A 17,344-nucleotide genomic window follows, 5' to 3' on the forward strand; every position below is an offset into this window, starting at 1 on the left:
CGGCGGGCGGCCCTGGCGGTGAACGACGCGACGCGCGCCCTAGGAGTTTTCTTGAGAGCGGCGCCCGCCCGTGCGAGTCTCGGCCCCCTTGGGACTTGCGCCCGTCGTCCGGGACGCGCCCCTGTGATCCGGGTCGAACCATGCCAAAGGAACGCGTGTTCTCCCTCGATGCCGTTAGGACCGACGGCTGGTTCGAGCGCATAGGCGACGGCATCGGCAGCTTCCAGGCGCTCTGCGAGATCGTGGGTGAGGCGTTCTTTGCCTTCTCGATGATTACGGGCGCCCGCATCACGGCGCTCACCGTCGACCGCCGCAACCCGGACAACACCCTGGTCGACTTCGTTATCGCGCCGCCGGGCGAGGAGGACATCGACGGCGACGTCCAGCGGCTCACGCTCGCGGACTTCCGCCACCGCCTCGTCGGCGCCCTGCTCACGGAGGACACGACGCCGCCCGCGCCCGAGCGGGACACCGACCTCGAGGGTATCCAGCTCCACATCGGCGTCCGCTACCTGCTGCTCGCCCCGCTCTACGGCTACAGCCTCCGCAAGCTCGCCGTCGAGGGGAAGACGTCGCGCCTCCTCCTCCTGCGCGACGGCATCGAGGAGACGCACGAGCTCAACGAGTTCCGCGCCCGCATCCGCTCGCACGTGCGCGACGAGCTCGAGCGCGCCTCGGCCGGCGCGCGCTCCGCCATCGACCTCACGAAGGTCGCCGAGGCCGAGGTCGCCTCGCAGCGCGGCGACTTCCCCAAGGTGATCCAGCTGCTCGGCACCTGGCCGGCCCCGCTCGCCATCTTCCTGCGCACGCCCGAGGGGCAGATGCTCACCCCGGACGCCCGCAGCCTGATCGCCAAGGGCCTCGGCCTCCTCGGCACCGCGTGCGTCAAGCTCGGCGAGGAGCACCAGGGCGAGGAGGTCATGCGCCTCGCCGTCCAGTACGCGCACGACGGGGCCGCAGCCGGCGACATCTTCCGCCGGCTGGGCGAGGCCATGCTCGAGGACGGCCGGGCCGGCGAGGCCATCGGCCCCCTCCGGCGCGCCGCCAACCTCGGCGCCCCGCCGAAGCAGATCTGGCCGCTGCTCGCGCGGGCGTTCGTGCAGCGCAAAAAATTCGTCGCCGCCCTCGCCTGCGTCCGCGAGGCGCGGAGCGTGGGCGTGGCGGACGCCGACATGGTGGAGGAGATCCGGGAGATCGAGGCCACCCTGGGGACGGCGCTCACCGCGTGGCGAGGGCTGGTCCTGGCCGCGAACCGCTCCTAGGATCGCGGTCCGCGCCTTGGTTGACCGACCGCCGACCGCCTCCATTGACACCCCCGCGGCGGCCGACTAGATCCGGCGCGGATTAAGCCGGGATCGCTCGGATTTTTGCTGCTTCAGGCAGCATCGCCGCGTCGCTCTCACCTTTTTGGACTGCATGGTTCGGGGCCGCGGGCCCCGAGGTCTCGCCCCGAGACGCCGCGCGCCTCGGCGAGGTGGTCGACCCCTCCCGGGGCTCGACACGTAGGAGTGCTCTCTCGATGGCCACCTACATCCCCCTGTTCCTGCTGTTTCTCGTCGCCGCGATCATCGCGCTCGCGATGTTCACGCTGACGTCGCTGCTCGGCCCGAAGAACCCGACGCCCGAGAAGATGATCCCGTACGAGTGCGGCAGCGAGTCGACGGGCGGGCGATTCGTCAAGCCGAGCGTGAAGTTCTACCTGACGGCGATCCTCTTTGTCGTGTTCGACATCGAGGCGGTGCTCATCTACCCGTGGACGGTCCAGTTCCGCTCCCTCGGGTGGACGGGCCTCGCGACGATGAGCTCGTTCATCGCGCTGCTCGTCGTGGCGCTCGTATACGTGTGGAAGAAGGGAGCTCTGGAATGGGAGAAATGAAGGCCGGTGGGCCCTCGACGCGGGTGATGGAGGGCTCCGAGCACGGCTTCGCGACCACGCGCGTGGACGCGCTGCTGAACTGGGCGAAGAAGTACTCGCTGTTCCAGTACCCGTTCGTGACGGCGTGCTGCGGCATGGAGTACATGGCGATGGCCAGCCCGCGCTTCGACATGGCGCGGTTCGGCGCCGAGGTGCCGCGCTTCTCGCCGCGCCAGGCCGACCTGCTCTGGGTGGTGGGGACCATCAGCCAGCGCCAGGCGCCCGCGCTCCGCCGCATCTACGAGCAGATGGCGGACCCGAAGTGGGTGCTCGCCTTCGGCACGTGCGCCTCGTGCGGCGGCTTCTACGACAACTACACGACCGTCGCCGGCATCGACAAGGTCATCCCCTGCGACGTCTACGTGCCCGGCTGTCCGCCGCGCCCAGAAGCGGTGCTCGACGGCCTCATGCTGCTCCAGGACAAGATCGCGCGCGGCGATCGCACGCCGGCGATCGTCAAGCCGCGCGAGGACCCCGCGCAGACGACGGAGCAGCTCATCGCCCTCCAGCGCAAGGAGCGGAGCCTGCCATGAGCAAGAAGGTCCTAGAGCTCCTCACGGCGCAGTTCCCGGGCGCCGTCCTGGAGACGCACTCGCAGTTCGGCGACGACACGGCGGTGCTCGATCCCGCCGTGTGGCGCGACGCCGCCCTGTTCCTCCGCAACGACCCGCGGACCCTGATGAACATGTTCGTCGACCTGACCGCGGTCGACTACCTCTGGCGCGGCGACGTGCCCCGCTTCGAGGTGGTCTGCCACCTGCGGTCGCTCGAGCGCAACCACCGCGTCCGGATCAAGGCGCGCGTCGGCGACGAGGAGGGCAACGGCGCCGAGATCGACTCGATCGTCCCGGTGTGGAAGGGCGCGAACTGGTTCGAGCGCGAGTGCTACGACCTGCTCGGCATCGTCTTCAAGGGGCACCCGGATCTCCGGCGCATCCTGATGTACCCGGAGTTCGAGGGGCACCCGCTGCGCAAGGACTATCCGGCCAACCGCATCCAGCCGCTCATCCCGTTCCGGGACGTGCCGAACACCGGCAAGCTGCCGCCGTTCGGCCCCGACGAGGGCATGAGCTTCGGCCGCCAGTCGCACGATTTCGCGCGGAGTGGCCCCGGGGCGTCGATCGACGGAGACGAGGCCGTGAGCAACGGCAAGCGCGCGGGCGCGCTGGAGGAGCGGAGCTGACCCATGGAACCCCTGGATCGCGAGCTGGACGAGGCCGAGCTCGACCTACCGAGCGAGCCGATGCTCCTCAACATGGGGCCGTCTCACCCGGCGATGCACGGCACGGTGCGGATCGTGCTGGAGCTGTCCGGTGAGACGATCAACAAGGCCGACGTGCAGATCGGCTACCTGCACCGCGGCTTCGAGAAGATGTGCGAGCGCGGCACGTGGTCGCAGGTCTTCCCGTACGTCGACCGGCTCAACTACGTCTCGCCGATGCTCAACAACGTCGGCTTCGCGCTGGCGGTCGAGAAGATGCTCGGCGTCACGGTCCCCGAGCGCTGCCAGTACTACCGCGTGATCCTCGGCGAGATGGCGCGCATCTGCGATCACATGATCTGCAGCGGCGCCATGGCCATGGAGCTCGGCGCCTTCACGCCGTTCCTCTACCTGTGCCGCGCGCGCGAGATCTTCTGGGAGATCTTCGAGGAGGAGACGGGGGCGCGCCTGACGCACAGCTTCGGCCGCGTCGGCGGCATGGCGCGGCCGCCCACGGCCGACTTCAAGGCGATGGTCCGCGTGGGCCTCGCGCGCGTGCTCGCGCTCATCAACGACGCCGAGAAGCTCATCCTCAAGAACCGCATCTTCCTCGATCGCCTCGACGGCGTCGGGCAGATCTCGCAGGAGGACGCGCTCGCGCTCGGCTGGACCGGCGTCGTGCTCCGGGCGACCGGCGTGCCGTACGACGTGCGCCGGGCGAACCCGTACATGGTCTACGACCGCTTCGAGTTCGACGTGCCGGTCGGCACGCGGGGCGACAACTACGACCGGTTCATGTGCCGCCAGGAGGAGATCCGCCAGGCGGGGAGGATCATCGAGCAGGCGCTCGAGCAGATGCCCGACGAGGGGCCGGTCAACATCGACGATCCGCGCATCGTGCTGCCGCCGAAGGAGGAGGTCTACACGACCATCGAGGCGACCATCCAGCACTTCAAGATCGTCATGGAGGGCATCAAGGTGCCCGCGGGCGAGTGCTACTCGTACACCGAGGCCGGCAACGGCGAGCTCGGCTTCTACCTGGTGTCCGACGGCAGCGGCACGCCGTACCGCGTCCGCATCCGTCCGCCGTGCTTCGCCACGACGCAGGGGCTCTCCCAGCTCATCACCGGGCTGATGATCCCCGACGTCGTGCCGACCTTCGGCTCCCTCAACATGATCGGCGGGGAGTGCGACCACTAGCGACGGCGCGAGGAGCGCTCCCGTCATCGACTTAGGAAAGCAAGGGCCCTCCGCGGCCCCGCCGGGAATCGAGAGCACGATGCCTACGATCAAGATCGACGGAAGGGAGATCCCCTTCGAGAGCGGTGACACGATCATCCGCGCGGCGCACCGCGCCGGGATCGACATCCCCCATTACTGCTGGCACCCGGGCCTCAGCGTCGCCGCCAACTGCCGGATGTGCCTCGTCGAGGTGCTGCCGCCGCCGGGGCGGCCGGCGATGAGCCTCGACATCCTCCGCTGGGACGCGGCGAAGCAGGACTACGTGCCGGCGGCGAAGCCGAAGCTCCAGCCGGCCTGCCAGATGGCCTGCGCGAACGGCATGGAGGTGCTGTCCGACAACAGCGACCACGTGTCCGAGGCGCGCTCGGCGGTGCAGGAGCTCCTGCTCCTGAACCACCCGGTCGACTGCCCGATCTGCGACCAGGCCGGCGAGTGCCGGCTCCAGGACTACTGGCTGGAGCACCAGCGCAAGGGCAAGCGGATGCGGCAGGAGCCGGTGCACAAGCCGAAGGCGGTCACCTTCGGCCCGACCATCGTGTACGACGCCGAGCGCTGCATCGTCTGCACGCGGTGCATCCGCGTCTGCAACGAGCTCGCCCGGGATCCGGTGCTCTCCGTCCGCGAGCGCGGCAACCTCGGGGAGATCACGGTCTCGCCGGGGCGCGAGCTCGACCACAACTACACGCTCATGACCGAGCACGTCTGCCCGGTCGGCGCGCTCACGTCGCGCGACTTCCGGTTCAAGGCGCGCGTCTGGTTCCTCCGCAGCGCCCGGACCGTCTGCCAGGGCTGCGCGACCGGCTGCAACGCCTACCTCGACTACGATCCGCGCAACAACACGCCGTACCGGCACCGCCCCCGCGAGAACATGGCGGTCAACACGTACTGGATGTGCGACGAGGGCATGCTCTCGTACCGGCACGCGGTCGAGGGGCGGCTGCTCACGGCGCTCGTCGGCAACGACGACGCGAGCCTCGACGACGCGCTCGCCGCGGCCAAGGAGCAGCTCGCCGGCCACGGCGACGACCCGTCGAAGGTCGCGATCGTCCTGTCGGCGCAGCACTCGAACGAGGACAACTTCGCGCTCTACCACCTCGCCACGACGTACCTCGGCGCCACCGACTTCTTCGTGTCGGGCAAGCCGCTCGGCGAGGGCGACGACATCCTCATCAGCGAGGACAAGAACCCGAACACCCGCGGCGCCGTGCAGATCGCGGCGGCGACCCCGCCGCGCCCGGTCGCGGAGCTGCTCCAGGGGATCGCGTCCGGGCACTACGCGTACGTGGTCGCCCTCGGGTCGGACCTCGAGGTCGACGCGGGCGAGGCGCAGCGGGCGTTCTCGCGGCTGAAGGGGGTGGTGACGATCGCCGCCCACGAGGGGCCGCTCGCGAAGGCCGCGCGCGTCGCGCTGCCGGCGTGCTCCTGGGCCGAGGCCGAGGGGACGTACGTGAACGGGAAGGGCCTGGCGCAGCGGAGCGAGCGGGCGCTGCTCCCGCACGGCGACGCGCGCCCGGCCTGGGAGCTCATCGGCCGGCTGGGGCGCGCGCTCGGGTACGAGACCGGGTGGAAGACCCTGGCCGAGCTCCGCCGCGCGATGCCGCCCGGCGCGGCGCTTGGTGGAGCAGCCGCGCCCGCCGCGGCGCCCTCTGCGCACGGTGCGCCGGCGCCCGCCGTCGCCGACGGCGCGCGGGTCGAGCCGAAGAAGACGGAGGCCACGGCATGACCAGCGTCGAGCTCGTTCTCGCGATCGTCAAGATCCTCATCGTCGTCCTGTTCCTGCTGAATATGGCGGCGATCGCCACCTGGGCCGACCGGCGCCAGGGCGCGATGGTGCAGGACCGCGTCGGCCCGAACCGGGCGGTCGTCTACCTGCCGTCCCTGGTCGTGCGGGGCATCGTGTTCTTCCCCCCGGCGCTGCTCGCGGCGCTCTCCGTGTTCACGGCGACGCGCCCGGCGTCCGCGCCGGCCGCGGCCGAGACGATGGTGGCCGCCGCGCAGTTCGCGGTGGCCGTGGCCTGGCTCGGGCTGATCGTGTTCTGCGCGTCGGCCCGCAGCGGCGGCCCGATCAACCCGGCCGAGGAGGCGCTCGCCCGCGTCGAGCCCCGCAGCATCTTCTACGGGGGCGTCATGGCCCACGTCGCGGTCTTCTTCCTGACGCAGGCGGTCCCGCTCTCGGCGGCGCCCGTCGTCGCGCGGATCGCGTGCGTGCTGCTCGGCGCGCTGCTCCTCGTCACGGGCGCCTACGCGGCCCTGCGCGTGCCCGAGGGCAAGATCCCGCTGCGGCTCCTCGGCACGCTCCACGCCGCGGCCGACGCGATCAAGATGATCTGGAAGGAGGACTTCATCCCGAAGAACGCCGACCGGCTCCTCCACTCGCTCGCGCCGCTGCTCGCGATGTTCCCGGCGCTCGTGACGTTCGCGGTCATCCCGTTCGGCGACAAGCTCTGCTTCGAGGACAACGGCGACGGGGTCTTCGGCTTCGGGGACCTCCCGCTGCTCAAGCGGACGGTCGACCAGGCGTTCACGTGCAGCGGCCACGTCGTGAACCTCCAGGTCGCGGACCTCAACGTCGGCATCCTCTACATCTTCGCGATGGCGGGCACCGGCATCATCGGCGCCGCGCTCGCCGGCTGGGCGAGCGACAACAAGTTTTCGCTGCTCGGCGGCCTGCGCGCCGCGAGCCAGATGGTCAGCTACGAGGTCGCGATGGGCCTCAGCGTCGTCGGGCTCTTCATCATCTACGGCAGCGTCCGGCTCGGCGACATGGTGCAGTGGCAGGCCGAGCACGCGTGGGGGATCTTCGTCCAGCCGCTCGCGTTCATCCTGTTCCTCGCGGCCCTCGCGGCCGAGACGAAGCGCATCCCGTTCGATCAGCCCGAGGGCGAGAGCGAGATCGTCGCCGGCTACTTCGTCGAGTACTCCGGGATGAAGTTCGGCATGTTCATGACCGGCGAGTACGTGGAGCTCATCACGTCGAGCGCGCTCCTCGTCACGCTCTTCTTCGGCGGCTACCACCTGCCGTTCCTGGACCGCGACGGCATCAACGTCGCCTTCGGCGACGCGACGCTCTTCCAGTACAAGATGACCCACTTCGCCGTGAGCCTGACGTACGTGCTGGCGTTCTTCGGCAAGACGATCCTCATGGCGTGGGTGCAGGTCTTCTTCCGCTGGACGCTGCCGCGCTTCCGTTACGACCAGGTGATGCGGCTCGGGTGGACGAAGCTCCTGCCGCTCACGATCGTCAACATGATGGTCACGGGCATCGTCGTGCTGGCCGTCGACTCGGCGCCCGCGGGGCTCGTCGGCGGTCTCCAGGTCGCGGCCGACGTCACCCACGCGATCGTCGCCGTGGGCGGGTTCGCGGCGGTCGTGGCGCTGATCGCCGGCCTCCTCGAGCCGGTCGAGCGCCAGCGCACCGTCAACTCCACCTCTTCCCGGTTCGCTGCCGCGGCGGGGGGCACCAAGGCGTCGCCGCAGCAGGCGTAGAGGAGGATCTCATGGCGAGAGCTACCCCCAGCAACACGTGGACGAAGCCGGCCGGCCGGCCGATCGCCGGCAAGCCCATCCCGCGCCCGACCCGGAGCGCCGACGTCCAGGCCTACATCCCCGAGATGGTCAAGGGCCTGGGGATCACGATGAAGCACTTCTTCAAGAACACGAAGGAGATGGTGCTCGGCCAGAAGCCCGACCCGGTGCTGAACGCGCTCGAGCCGGGCGTCACGACGATCAGCTACCCCGAGGAGAAGCGCCCCTACCCGGAGCGCTTCCGGGGCATCCACCGGCTCACGCTGCGCGAGGACAACTCGCCCCGCTGCGTCGCGTGCCTCTGCTGCTCGACGGCGTGCCCGGCGCAGTGCATCGCGATCGAGCCGGCCGAGTACCCCGACGGCGATCGGCGGAAGGGCTACGAGCGGTACCCGAGCAGCTTCGTCATCGACGAGCTCCGCTGCGTCTTCTGCGGCTTCTGCGTCGAGGCGTGCCCCGTCGACGCCATCCGGATGGACACCGGCCTCCACGCGGTGCCCTACGACTCGCGCGAGCAGTTCATCTACAGGCGCGATCTCCTCATGAGCCTCTCCGATCGTTCGGGCTCGCGGCTGACGGCGAACACGCGCCACGAGCCGGGCGACCCGACGCACCCCGGCCTGACGCGCGATCACGCGGATCACTGAGCCGGGCATCTCGCCTCTCGTCCGGCCGAGGTTCTGCTAGAAGGGCGGGTCATGGCGACGACGTACGGCTCCTTCGAGGCGGTCATCGGGCTCGAGGTCCACGCGCAGCTCCTCACCCGGACCAAGGCGTTCTGTGGCTGCGCGACCAGCTTCGGCGACCCGCCGAACACGCACACGTGCCCTGTCTGCCTCGGTCTCCCGGGGGCGCTCCCGGTCCTGAACCGCGAGGCGGTCCGGATGGCGGTGAGCGCCGCGCTCGCGCTCGGCTGCGCCGTCCAGGAGAGCAGCGTCTTCGCGAGGAAGAACTACTTCTACCCGGACCTGCCGAAGGGGTTCCAGATCAGCCAGTTCGATCGGCCGCTCGCGCTGCGCGGCCAGCTCGAGATCGAGACCGAGGCGGGCAAGACGCGGGCGGGGATCACGCGCGTCCACATGGAGGAGGACGCCGGCAAGAACCTCCACGGCATCGGCGGCCTGTCGGTCGTCGATCTCAACCGCGCCGGCACGCCGCTCATCGAGATCGTCGGCGAGCCCGATCTCCGCTCGGGCGCGGAGGCGGCCGAGTACCTGAAGCGGCTGCGCGAGATCCTGATGTTCATCGGCGTGAACGACGGCAACCTCGAGCAGGGCAGCTTCCGCTGCGACGCCAACGTCTCGGTCCGCAAGGCGGGGGAGACGAAGCTCGGCACGCGGACGGAGCTCAAGAACATCAACTCGTTCCGCTTCGTCGCCGAGGCGATCGATCTCGAGATCCGGCGGCAGATCGCGCTCATCGAGCAGGGCGGCCGCGTCCGGCAGCAGACCCGCGGGTACAACGCCGAGAAGAAGGAGACGTACCTCCTCCGCGACAAGGAGAACGAGTCCGGCTACCGCTACTTCCCCGAGCCGGATCTGCCGCCGCTCGTCGTGGACGAGGCGTTCCTCGCCGACGTGCGCGGCGCGCTCCCGGAGCCGCCGGCCGACAAGCGGCGCCGCTTCACCGAGTCGCTCGGCCTCACCCCGTACGCGGCGTCGGTCCTGACGGGGCACCCGCAGATCGCGGCGTTCTTCGAGGAGGCCGCGCGCCTCCACGGCGACGCCGTCAAGGTCGCGAACTTCGTCCAGGGCGAGGTGCTGCGCGACACCCGGACGGCGGGGCTCTCGGCGACGTTCCCGGTCGCCCCCGGGCAGGTGGCCGCGCTGCTCCGCCTCGTGGACGAGGGCGCGATCAGCGGCAAGCAGGCCAAGGAGGTGTACATGGAGATGGCCGGCACGGACCGGGCGCCCGGCGACATCGTCCGCGACAAGGGCATGGCCGTGATGAGCGACGCCGCCGCGATCGAGGCCGTCGCCGCGTCGGTCATCGCCGCGAACGAGAAGCAGGCGGCGGCGTACCGCGCCGGCAAGACCGCGCTGTTCGGCTTCTTCGTCGGTCAGATCATGAAGAAGACGGGGGGCAGCGCGAACCCGGCCGTCGTGAACGATGTGCTGAAGCGACTGCTCGAGGGAGCTCCCGCCACGGGCGGGTGACGGCTCTTTCTCCGAGCGCAAGCGTGAAATAGGGTACCGCCGGCAGGCGCTCTCGCCGCGCGATCCGGGGCGCGCCCGGCGCCTCCGCCTCGCTGAAGCCCTCGTTGAACGATCGCCCCGCCTCCGATCGCCCCGAGCGGGCAGGACATCCGACGCATGGTCAGCGCTCGTCCACTCGACGCCCTCCGCTTCCCTCTCCGCACGGCCGGCTTCGTCGGCCTCACCTTCGGCATGTACGGCCTGCTCGAGGTCGACACAGCGATCTCACCCGCGGCCGACCGCGAAGTGGTCCTCCACACATGGATGCGCCGGTACGGGCGCGCGCTCCTGAAGCTCTACGGGCTCGACGTGCGCGCGGGCGGCCTCTTCCAGGGTGAGCTCGCCTCAGGGCGCGCCGCCGGCGCGGCCGATCCGGCGGGCGCCGGGTACTGCCCTGGACGCGACGCTGCCGGGGTCGGCCGGCTGTTCGTGATGAACCACCGCTCCGCGCTCGACATCATGATCACGCTCGCCTTCTTCGAGGCCACGGTCGTGAGCCGGGCCGACCTCGCCGGATGGCCGGTCATCGGCATGGCGGCGCGCCGCGTCGGAACGCTCTTCGTGGACCGCTCCAGCAAGCGCAGCGGCTCTGCGGTCGTCCAGGCGATGTGCGCCGCGCTCAAGGGCGGCCGTGGTGTGATGGTCTACCCCGAGGGGACCACGTTCTCCGGAGATGAGGTGCGGCCGTTCCGCGCGGGCGGCTTCACCGCGGCCTGCCGCGTCGGCGCGGAGATCGTCCCTGTGGGGCTCGTGTACGGCGGCGCCGAGTCCTCCTACGTCGACGAGTCGTTCACGGCGCACATGGCCCGGGTGAGCCGTGCGCGACGTATCCCGGTGGCGATCGAGGTCGGCGCGCCCATCGCCACGGTAGGCCAGGACGTCGGCGAGGTGCGCGACGAGTCGCACCGCGCCGTCCAGGCGCTCGTTCACCGCGCCCGCGCGCGGCTCGTCGCCGACGGTTAGCCGCCGCGCTCTCTCCTGCGCCGCTGGCTTCTGCGATCGGCCCTCGCTACGATGCGGGCCGCCGGCGACCCCATGGAGCGTGAAGGCAACCCTAGCGAGACCGCCATGGCATGGCAGGTCCTGAAGCCGCCCCGCGGAGGGGCGATCCATAATGAGCTGATGTTCCTGGCGGACGCGAGCGAGCAGCTCACCGGATCGCTTGACCCTCATACGATCCTCGAGCGGCTCGCGCGTCTGTCGGTGCCCTACCTGGCGGACTGGTGCACGGTCGATCTCATCGAGCGCGGCGCCGCGGACGCCATGGGCCTTGTCGGCTCGGTGCCGCCGCCGCCGCCGTCGAACGATCCCACGTTCGTGGCCGGGGCGGACGGGTTCGACCCCGCGCCCGTGGCGGGCATCTATGCGGCCCGGCGCCAGCGCGCCGCCGCGGACTCCGACAGGGCGGGCGCCGATCGGGCGGGCCACGCGGGCGCGACGCGGCAGCGGTTCTGCCGGGTCGCCGCGAAGCACGTGAACCCCGAGCGCGAGGGGCTCCTGCGCGCGATCTCGCCCGACGCCGAGGAGCGCCTCGGCATCGCCAAGGTGCTGCACAGCGGCGAGTCCGAGCTCTTGCACGAGCTCGATCGCGACAAGAGCGACGAGGCCGCCGAGCGCGCCGCGGCGCTGGAGCAGCTGGGCACGCGGTCGGCGATGGCGGTGCCGCTCATCGCGCGCGGCCGCAAGCTCGGCGTGCTGTCGTTCGGCGTGTCCGAGTCGAACCGCATCTACTCCGCGGACGACCTCGTGCTCGCGGCCGAGCTCGCGCACCGCGTGGCGCTGGCGCTCGACAACGCCTACCTCTACCGGAAGGCGGAGGAGGCGCGCCACGCGGCGGAGCGGAGCGCGGATCGGGCCGCGTGGCTCTTCGCGGTGACGGCCGCGCTGTCCGACGCGATCACGCCGCCCGCGGTGCTCCGCGTGCTCGCGAGCGACGTCGTCGCGGCCGCCGGGGCGATGACCGGCGTGGTGGCGCTGCGCGCCGGGCTCGGCGGCGAGCTCGAGACGGTGCGCTCGACGGGCTACCTCGAGGCGCAGATCGCGCGCTTCAAGAGCTTCGACCTCGGCGCGGAGCTGCCGCTCGCGCGCGCGGTCCGGGAGCGCCAGCCGATCTTCCTCGAGTCGGAGGAGCGCTTCGGCGAGTTCGAGCCGGGCTTCGCGTCGTGCTGCGTCGCGACGGGCGAGCGCGCGTACGCGGCGATCCCGCTCTTCCTCGAGGGGCGCGTGCTCGGCGCCGTGGGGTTCGGCTTCTCGGCGCCGCAGTCGTTCTCCGAGGACGACCGGGCGTTCATGCTCGCGCTGGTCCAGCAGAGCGCGCAGGCGCTCGAGCGGGCGCGCCTCTCCGCGCTGCAGACGGAGGAGGCCATGCACCTCTCGCACGAGGTGCTGAAGCAGATGCCCGAGGCCATCCTCGTCACGGACGTCGAGGGCAACATCCGGTACTGGATGGGCGAGGCCGAGTCGATCTTCGGCTACCTGTCCGAGGAGATCGTCGGCAAGAGCATGGCGCTCCTCCACCGCGAGGACGTCCGCGAGGAGAGCACGGCCCGGATCCTCCAGCAGATCGAGGACGCGCGCACCTTCGTCGGCGAGGTCCCGTGCGTGCGGCGCGACGGCTCCGAGGTGCCGATCGAGATCACGGCGTACGCGGTCCACGACCAGGAGGGTCGCCCGCTGTTCCTCGTCGGCATCCACCGCGACATCACCGATCGCAAGCGGGCCGAGGAGGAGCGCGCCCGGCTGATCCGGGTGCAGGCGGCGCGGGCCGAGGCGGAGGAGGCGGCGCGGCGGTTCGCGTTCCTGGCCGAGCTCAGCACGGCGCTGGCCGCGTCGCTGGACTTCACGGCGACGCTCCAGTCGCTCGCGCGGCTCGTCCTGCCGGTGCTCGCCGATTTCTGCCTGGTCGACATCGACGACGGCCTCGGGCTGCGCCACGTCGCGGCCGCGCACGTGAGCCCGCTGAAGGAGCCGCTGCTCCGGTACTTCCACCCGAGCCGGGTCGACGGCGAGCCGGGCCCCGTGGCGCGCGTGCTGCGCACGGGCCGGTCGGAGCTCTACGCGGACGTCCGCGGGGACGTGCTGCTGCACGAGGCGATGACGAGCGAGGAGGCCACGGCCAACCGGACGCTCGCGCCGCTCTCGTACCTCGTGGTGGCGCTCCGGGCGCGGGGGCGGATCCTTGGCGCGATCTCGCTCGTGTCGTCGGAGTCGGGCCGGTTCTTCGAGCGGTCCGACGTGGCCTTCGCGGAAGAGGTCGCGCACCGGGCCGCGCTGGCGCTCGACAACGCGCGCCTCTACCGCGAGGTGCAGGACGCCAACCGGCTGAAGGACGAGTTCCTCGGGACGGTGTCGCACGAGCTGCGGACGCCGCTCAACGCGATCCTCGGCTGGGCGAGGATGATGCAGGCGGGCTCGCTCGATCGGGTCGCGGAGACGCGGGCGCTGTCGGCGGTCGAGCGCAACGCCGAGCACCAGGTGACGCTCATCGACGAGCTGCTCGACGCGTCGCAGGTCGTGACGGGCACGCTGAAGATCGAGCGGCTCGCGGTGGAGCTGACGCTGCCGGTGCAGACGGCGGTCGAGTCGATCCTCCCGTCGGCCGCGGGCAAGGGCGTGGCGATCGAGACGAGGCTCGATCCGGAGGGCGTGTTCGTCGAGGGCGACCCTGCGCGGCTGCAGCAGGTCGTGTGGCACCTGCTCTCGAACGCGGTAAAATTCGCGCGCCCCGGGGGGCTCGTGCAGGTGCAGCTCTCGCAGGACGAGCGGTTCGCCGAGGTCAAGGTGATCGACGACGGCGAGGGCATCTCGGCGGACTCGCTCCCGCACGTCTTCGAGCGGTTCCGGCAGGAGGACAACAGCGGCGCGCGCCGGCACGGGGGCCTCGGGCTCGGGCTGTCGATCGTGCGGCACATCGTCGGGCTGCACGGCGGCATGGTGCGCGTGACGAGCGCCGGCCCCGGGCGCGGGACGACGTGCACGGTGCAGCTGCCGCTCTCGACGGGCGCGACCGCGACGGCGCTCACGAACGCGGGGATCGCGCCGGACCCGCGCAACCCGTTCCCGCGGCTGACCGGGGTGCGGGTGCTCATCGCGGACGACGATCCGGATACGCTGGCGATGCTCTCGGCGGTGCTGCGGCGCTGCGGGGCCGAGGTCAGCACGGCGACGTCCAGCAACGAGGCGCTCAAGCTGCTGGAGACGTCGGAGCCGGCGCTGCTCGTCGTCGACATCGGGATGCCGGGGGAGGACGGGTACTCGCTGATCCGGCGGGTGCGGGATCTGCTGCCGCGCAAGGTGGGGCGCACGCCGGCGCTGGCGCTGACGCCGTACGCGCGGACCGAGGATCGGGTGCGGGCGCTCGCGGCCGGGTACCAGATGCACGTGCCCAAGCCGATCGAGCCGATCGAGCTGGCGGCGGCGGTGAAGTGCCTGGCGACCGGGTTCATGCCCTGGTCCCGGGACGAGTGAGTGAGGGAGAGACGGGGGATCCGGGGGCACGCGCCGGGGTGGGGGTGTGCGCGGCAGCGCGCGGGGGGCGCTGGCCATCCGCCAAGACGGGGGCGGGAGAGCTTGCGCATGAGACACCGCCCGGCATGTCTCACTTCGGGCCTTGCCCTCTGAGACGTTTCGTTGCGCGCCACATAAGGCGCGCCTGGGACGTGGAGCCCGCTGAGAGCTTATGGCACCTCGTTCGGTGCTCCAGCGCGCCCCCCGCGCGCTGCCGCGCACACCCCCACCCCGGCGCTCACGGCACTGACGCCCATGGCCCCTGGCCGAGGACGCTCTTGATTCGGTAAGGGCCGCTCGGGGAGCACGGCTGCTTTCATTCGAGCGCCGATGTCGCTCGCCTCACGTCGGACGTCAATGGTTCTCTCGGGGGCGAGGGCAAGTTGTTGCCGTGGGCAACGTGTTGCCTTCAAGGGAGGGGCCGCCGGGCAAGTTGTTGCCATTTCTTCCGGTTCCGCGTCCGTGAGGCCACGTTTTCGATTGGCATTCTGGTTGCAATTCTGGACGCAGCATCGCTCGGATCCCATGACCTGCGTCGATGCGCGGCGCCGGCGGGTCCAGGCGAATGCATGAGGATTTCTCGGAGAGGAGAGCATCGCCATGGCCACGCCCTATCAGATCAACATTGCGATGGACCAGAACACCTTCAACGCCCTGGAGGCGGGCGGATTTTATCTGTATGGATTCAAGGGGGTGCAGACGAGCATCCAGGGCGGCGCGCCGCTCGTGTGGTTCCAGACCAAGACCTTCTCCCTGGATACCACCATCTCGTGGGAGGAGCAGTATCAGGGGTACACCTCGCAGAGCGCGATCATTCCCGGCGGCAAGATCAAGGCGAGCGCGTCCTACGACATGAACCTCAGCGACATCCTCCAGGTCACGAGCCCGGCGGGCACGGGCACGGTCGTGACCGGTGGAACGCAGAACGCGATCTCGATCGCGAACCAGACCACGACGCAGATGGTCTGCGGCATCTCGCAGGTGCAGTCGGTGAGCGGCAGCCCGGTGGCGACGCCCCTCTGCGCCTTCCCGCTTTACGGCAACATGCTGGATGTCTTCGCGCCCATCCAGCTCGTCTTGCTGGAGTTCGCCACGACGGCGGTGAATACGGGGACGGTCATCTTCCAGGCGTTCAGCCAGGCCGCCCTGATCAACCTCACCAGCGAGCCCGAGGTCTCGTTGAGCTTCGACATCAACACAGGCTGGAACTCCAGCGGCAACCCGAACGTACAGCTCGTCCCCGCGGGCGCCAACCTCGCGCCGCTCCTGCTCCAGTCGTCCGCCAGCCTGAACCGAAGGATCCTCGCGGCGCAAAGCGGCCACGCGCCGGCGCAGGAGGCGCGCCACGCCTCCCGCAGCAATGGCGGCCTGATCCAGGCCTGACGTGGCGCGCGCGGGGCGACCGGCTGCCGGTTCACCCTCCGCGGTCGGGCGACGAGCGCGACGCGGCAAGGAGGCCTCATGCGACGACGTCTTCGTGGACAGGCAGCGCTCGTCGCCGCGTCGTTGCTGTCCCTGACGTGCGGCACGGGTCTCAGGACGCCCGACGAGCGGCCAGGCGCGGCGACATCGAAGGCCGCGCGCGTCGACGAAGCCGCTCCGCCCATTTCCCCCTCAGCGCCGACCGAGAGACGGCTGATCGTCTCCATGAGCGCCGAGACGGCGAGCGCGCTCGCCGCCTCGGCGATTTCGCTGTACGCCTTCAAAGCGGTGGGCGCGGAGGACGCCGCCGGCGTGCCGCTCGTGTGGTTCCAATCGAGGACCTACTCGCTCACCACGACCCTGTCGTGGGCGGCGCTTTATCGGGCCTACACCGAGACCCGCACGCTCCTGCCGTCTGCCCGGGTGGACGCCTCGGCCTCGTACGACATCGAGCCTGGACAGGCGCTCTACGTGCAGGAGCCGACGGGCACCGGCGTCGTGCTCTTCGGGGGACCGGCAAACGCCGTTTCGATACAGAACGACACGTCGACGCCGTTCACCTGTGGCCTCGCGCAGCGCCTCGGCGAGACCGCCGCGCCCATCGCCTCCTTTCCGCTCTATGGCAAGAGCCGCCAGGTCTTCTACCCCATGGAGACGGTGCTCCTCGTCGTCGCGGCGTCGAGGCTCCGCCCCGGCGACCCGGCCACCACGTCGCCGGGGCCAGGCGTGCTCGTGGAGCTGGGCCAAGAGAGCACCCGCCGGCTCGCGTTCGAGATCAATGAGGGGTGGAGCTGGGGCTCCGAGCCGTGGGCCATGGCCGTGTCGGCCGGCGCGGACATCCTCCCCCTGCTCGTCGTCCGGAGCCCCTGAAGGACGATGTCTTGGCATTGACGTTGCTATTCGTTGCTATTCACTGCCATCGCGTGTTGCACCGGCACGACCTGTTCGTCGTGCCTTTATACAAGACAGGAGACAACCATGGCCGTCGTCAATATCCCGCCCAATCAGGTCATCTACAAGCTCGGCCCCATCCCCGGGACGATGCACGTCTACAACACCGGCAACCCCGGAGGCGGCGCGACCACCTACAACATCACCATTCTCAACGTAGGTGTCTGGACCGACGTCGTCATCCAGACGGGCCACACCGACACCTACCAGCCCAACGGCAACGTCGTCTTCGTCCAGAACCTTGGGCCGAGCAGGCTCCAGGTCCTCTACGTGGAGAGCGAATTGACGGTCGAGCAGGCGGGCGGTCGCTCCGTGAAGGAGTTCCCCGTGCTCGACGCGCCCGCTGGCTAGTCCGGGAATCACCAGGGGACCGAAGCGAAAAGGGCG

General features: G+C 70.5%; 14 protein-coding genes. All 14 read left to right on the top strand.

Translation table 11 applies throughout. The features are described from left to right. Positions 1 to 140: 140 nt before the first annotated feature. The 14 genes from WMF29_RS02895 to WMF29_RS02960 all read left to right on the top strand — a co-directional run bounded on the left by WMF29_RS02895 (position 141) and on the right by WMF29_RS02960 (position 17,308). Positions 141 to 1,262: a hypothetical protein gene (locus WMF29_RS02895; protein WP_276596875.1), complete on the top strand. Its 1,122-nt coding sequence runs from the start codon at positions 141 to 143 to the stop codon at positions 1,260 to 1,262. Between the two features lie 257 nt (positions 1,263 to 1,519). Continuing rightward, positions 1,520 to 1,876, top strand: coding sequence for an NADH-quinone oxidoreductase subunit A (locus tag WMF29_RS02900; protein ID WP_272097619.1), 357 nt, complete (start codon positions 1,520 to 1,522; stop codon positions 1,874 to 1,876). Positions 1,877 to 1,902: 26 nt separating this feature from the next. Beyond that, positions 1,903 to 2,448: an NADH-quinone oxidoreductase subunit B gene (locus tag WMF29_RS02905; protein ID WP_437331076.1), complete on the top strand. Its 546-nt coding sequence runs from the start codon at positions 1,903 to 1,905 to the stop codon at positions 2,446 to 2,448. Next, positions 2,445 to 3,098: an NADH-quinone oxidoreductase subunit C gene (locus WMF29_RS02910; RefSeq protein ID WP_272097621.1), complete on the top strand. Its 654-nt coding sequence runs from the start codon at positions 2,445 to 2,447 to the stop codon at positions 3,096 to 3,098. The genes WMF29_RS02905 and WMF29_RS02910 overlap by 4 nt, the downstream gene beginning before the upstream one ends. A 3-nt stretch (positions 3,099 to 3,101) precedes the next feature. Beyond that, entirely contained in the window at positions 3,102 to 4,316 is a 1,215-nt protein-coding gene (locus tag WMF29_RS02915; RefSeq protein ID WP_272097622.1) for an NADH-quinone oxidoreductase subunit D, read from the top strand. 79 nt (positions 4,317 to 4,395) lie between these two features. Next, entirely contained in the window at positions 4,396 to 6,081 is a 1,686-nt protein-coding gene (locus WMF29_RS02920; RefSeq protein WP_437327372.1) for a 2Fe-2S iron-sulfur cluster-binding protein, read from the top strand. After that, positions 6,078 to 7,844: a complex I subunit 1/NuoH family protein gene (locus WMF29_RS02925; RefSeq protein ID WP_437327373.1), complete on the top strand. Its 1,767-nt coding sequence runs from the start codon at positions 6,078 to 6,080 to the stop codon at positions 7,842 to 7,844. The genes WMF29_RS02920 and WMF29_RS02925 overlap by 4 nt, the downstream gene beginning before the upstream one ends. Positions 7,845 to 7,855: 11 nt before the next feature. Then, positions 7,856 to 8,530: a NuoI/complex I 23 kDa subunit family protein gene (locus tag WMF29_RS02930; RefSeq protein ID WP_437327374.1), complete on the top strand. Its 675-nt coding sequence runs from the start codon at positions 7,856 to 7,858 to the stop codon at positions 8,528 to 8,530. 51 nt (positions 8,531 to 8,581) lie between these two features. Further along, positions 8,582 to 10,039 carry an Asp-tRNA(Asn)/Glu-tRNA(Gln) amidotransferase subunit GatB gene (gatB, locus tag WMF29_RS02935; RefSeq protein ID WP_437327375.1) on the top strand — a complete coding sequence of 486 codons (1,458 nt, stop codon included), beginning with the start codon at positions 8,582 to 8,584 and terminating at the stop codon, positions 10,037 to 10,039. Between the two features lie 156 nt (positions 10,040 to 10,195). After that, a complete protein-coding gene (locus WMF29_RS02940) occupies positions 10,196 to 11,041 on the top strand; it encodes a lysophospholipid acyltransferase family protein (RefSeq protein WP_437327376.1) in 846 nt (281 codons plus the stop codon). 105 nt (positions 11,042 to 11,146) lie between these two features. Further along, positions 11,147 to 14,545, top strand: coding sequence for a GAF domain-containing protein (locus tag WMF29_RS02945; RefSeq protein ID WP_437327377.1), 3,399 nt, complete (start codon positions 11,147 to 11,149; stop codon positions 14,543 to 14,545). Positions 14,546 to 15,184: 639 nt separating this feature from the next. Next, positions 15,185 to 15,967, top strand: coding sequence for a hypothetical protein (locus tag WMF29_RS02950; protein WP_437327378.1), 783 nt, complete (start codon positions 15,185 to 15,187; stop codon positions 15,965 to 15,967). A gap of 78 nt (positions 15,968 to 16,045) precedes the next feature. Further along, entirely contained in the window at positions 16,046 to 16,876 is an 831-nt protein-coding gene (locus tag WMF29_RS02955; RefSeq protein WP_437327379.1) for a hypothetical protein, read from the top strand. A gap of 108 nt (positions 16,877 to 16,984) precedes the next feature. Then, the gene (locus tag WMF29_RS02960; RefSeq protein ID WP_272097631.1) at positions 16,985 to 17,308 is read left to right on the top strand and encodes a hypothetical protein; all 324 of its coding nucleotides are present in this window, start codon (positions 16,985 to 16,987) and stop codon (positions 17,306 to 17,308) included. Positions 17,309 to 17,344 lie beyond the last annotated feature (36 nt).

It is taken from the genome of Sorangium sp. So ce381, assembly GCF_051473845.1.
Taxonomy (GTDB): Bacteria; Myxococcota_A; Polyangia; order Polyangiales; family Polyangiaceae; genus Sorangium; species Sorangium atrum.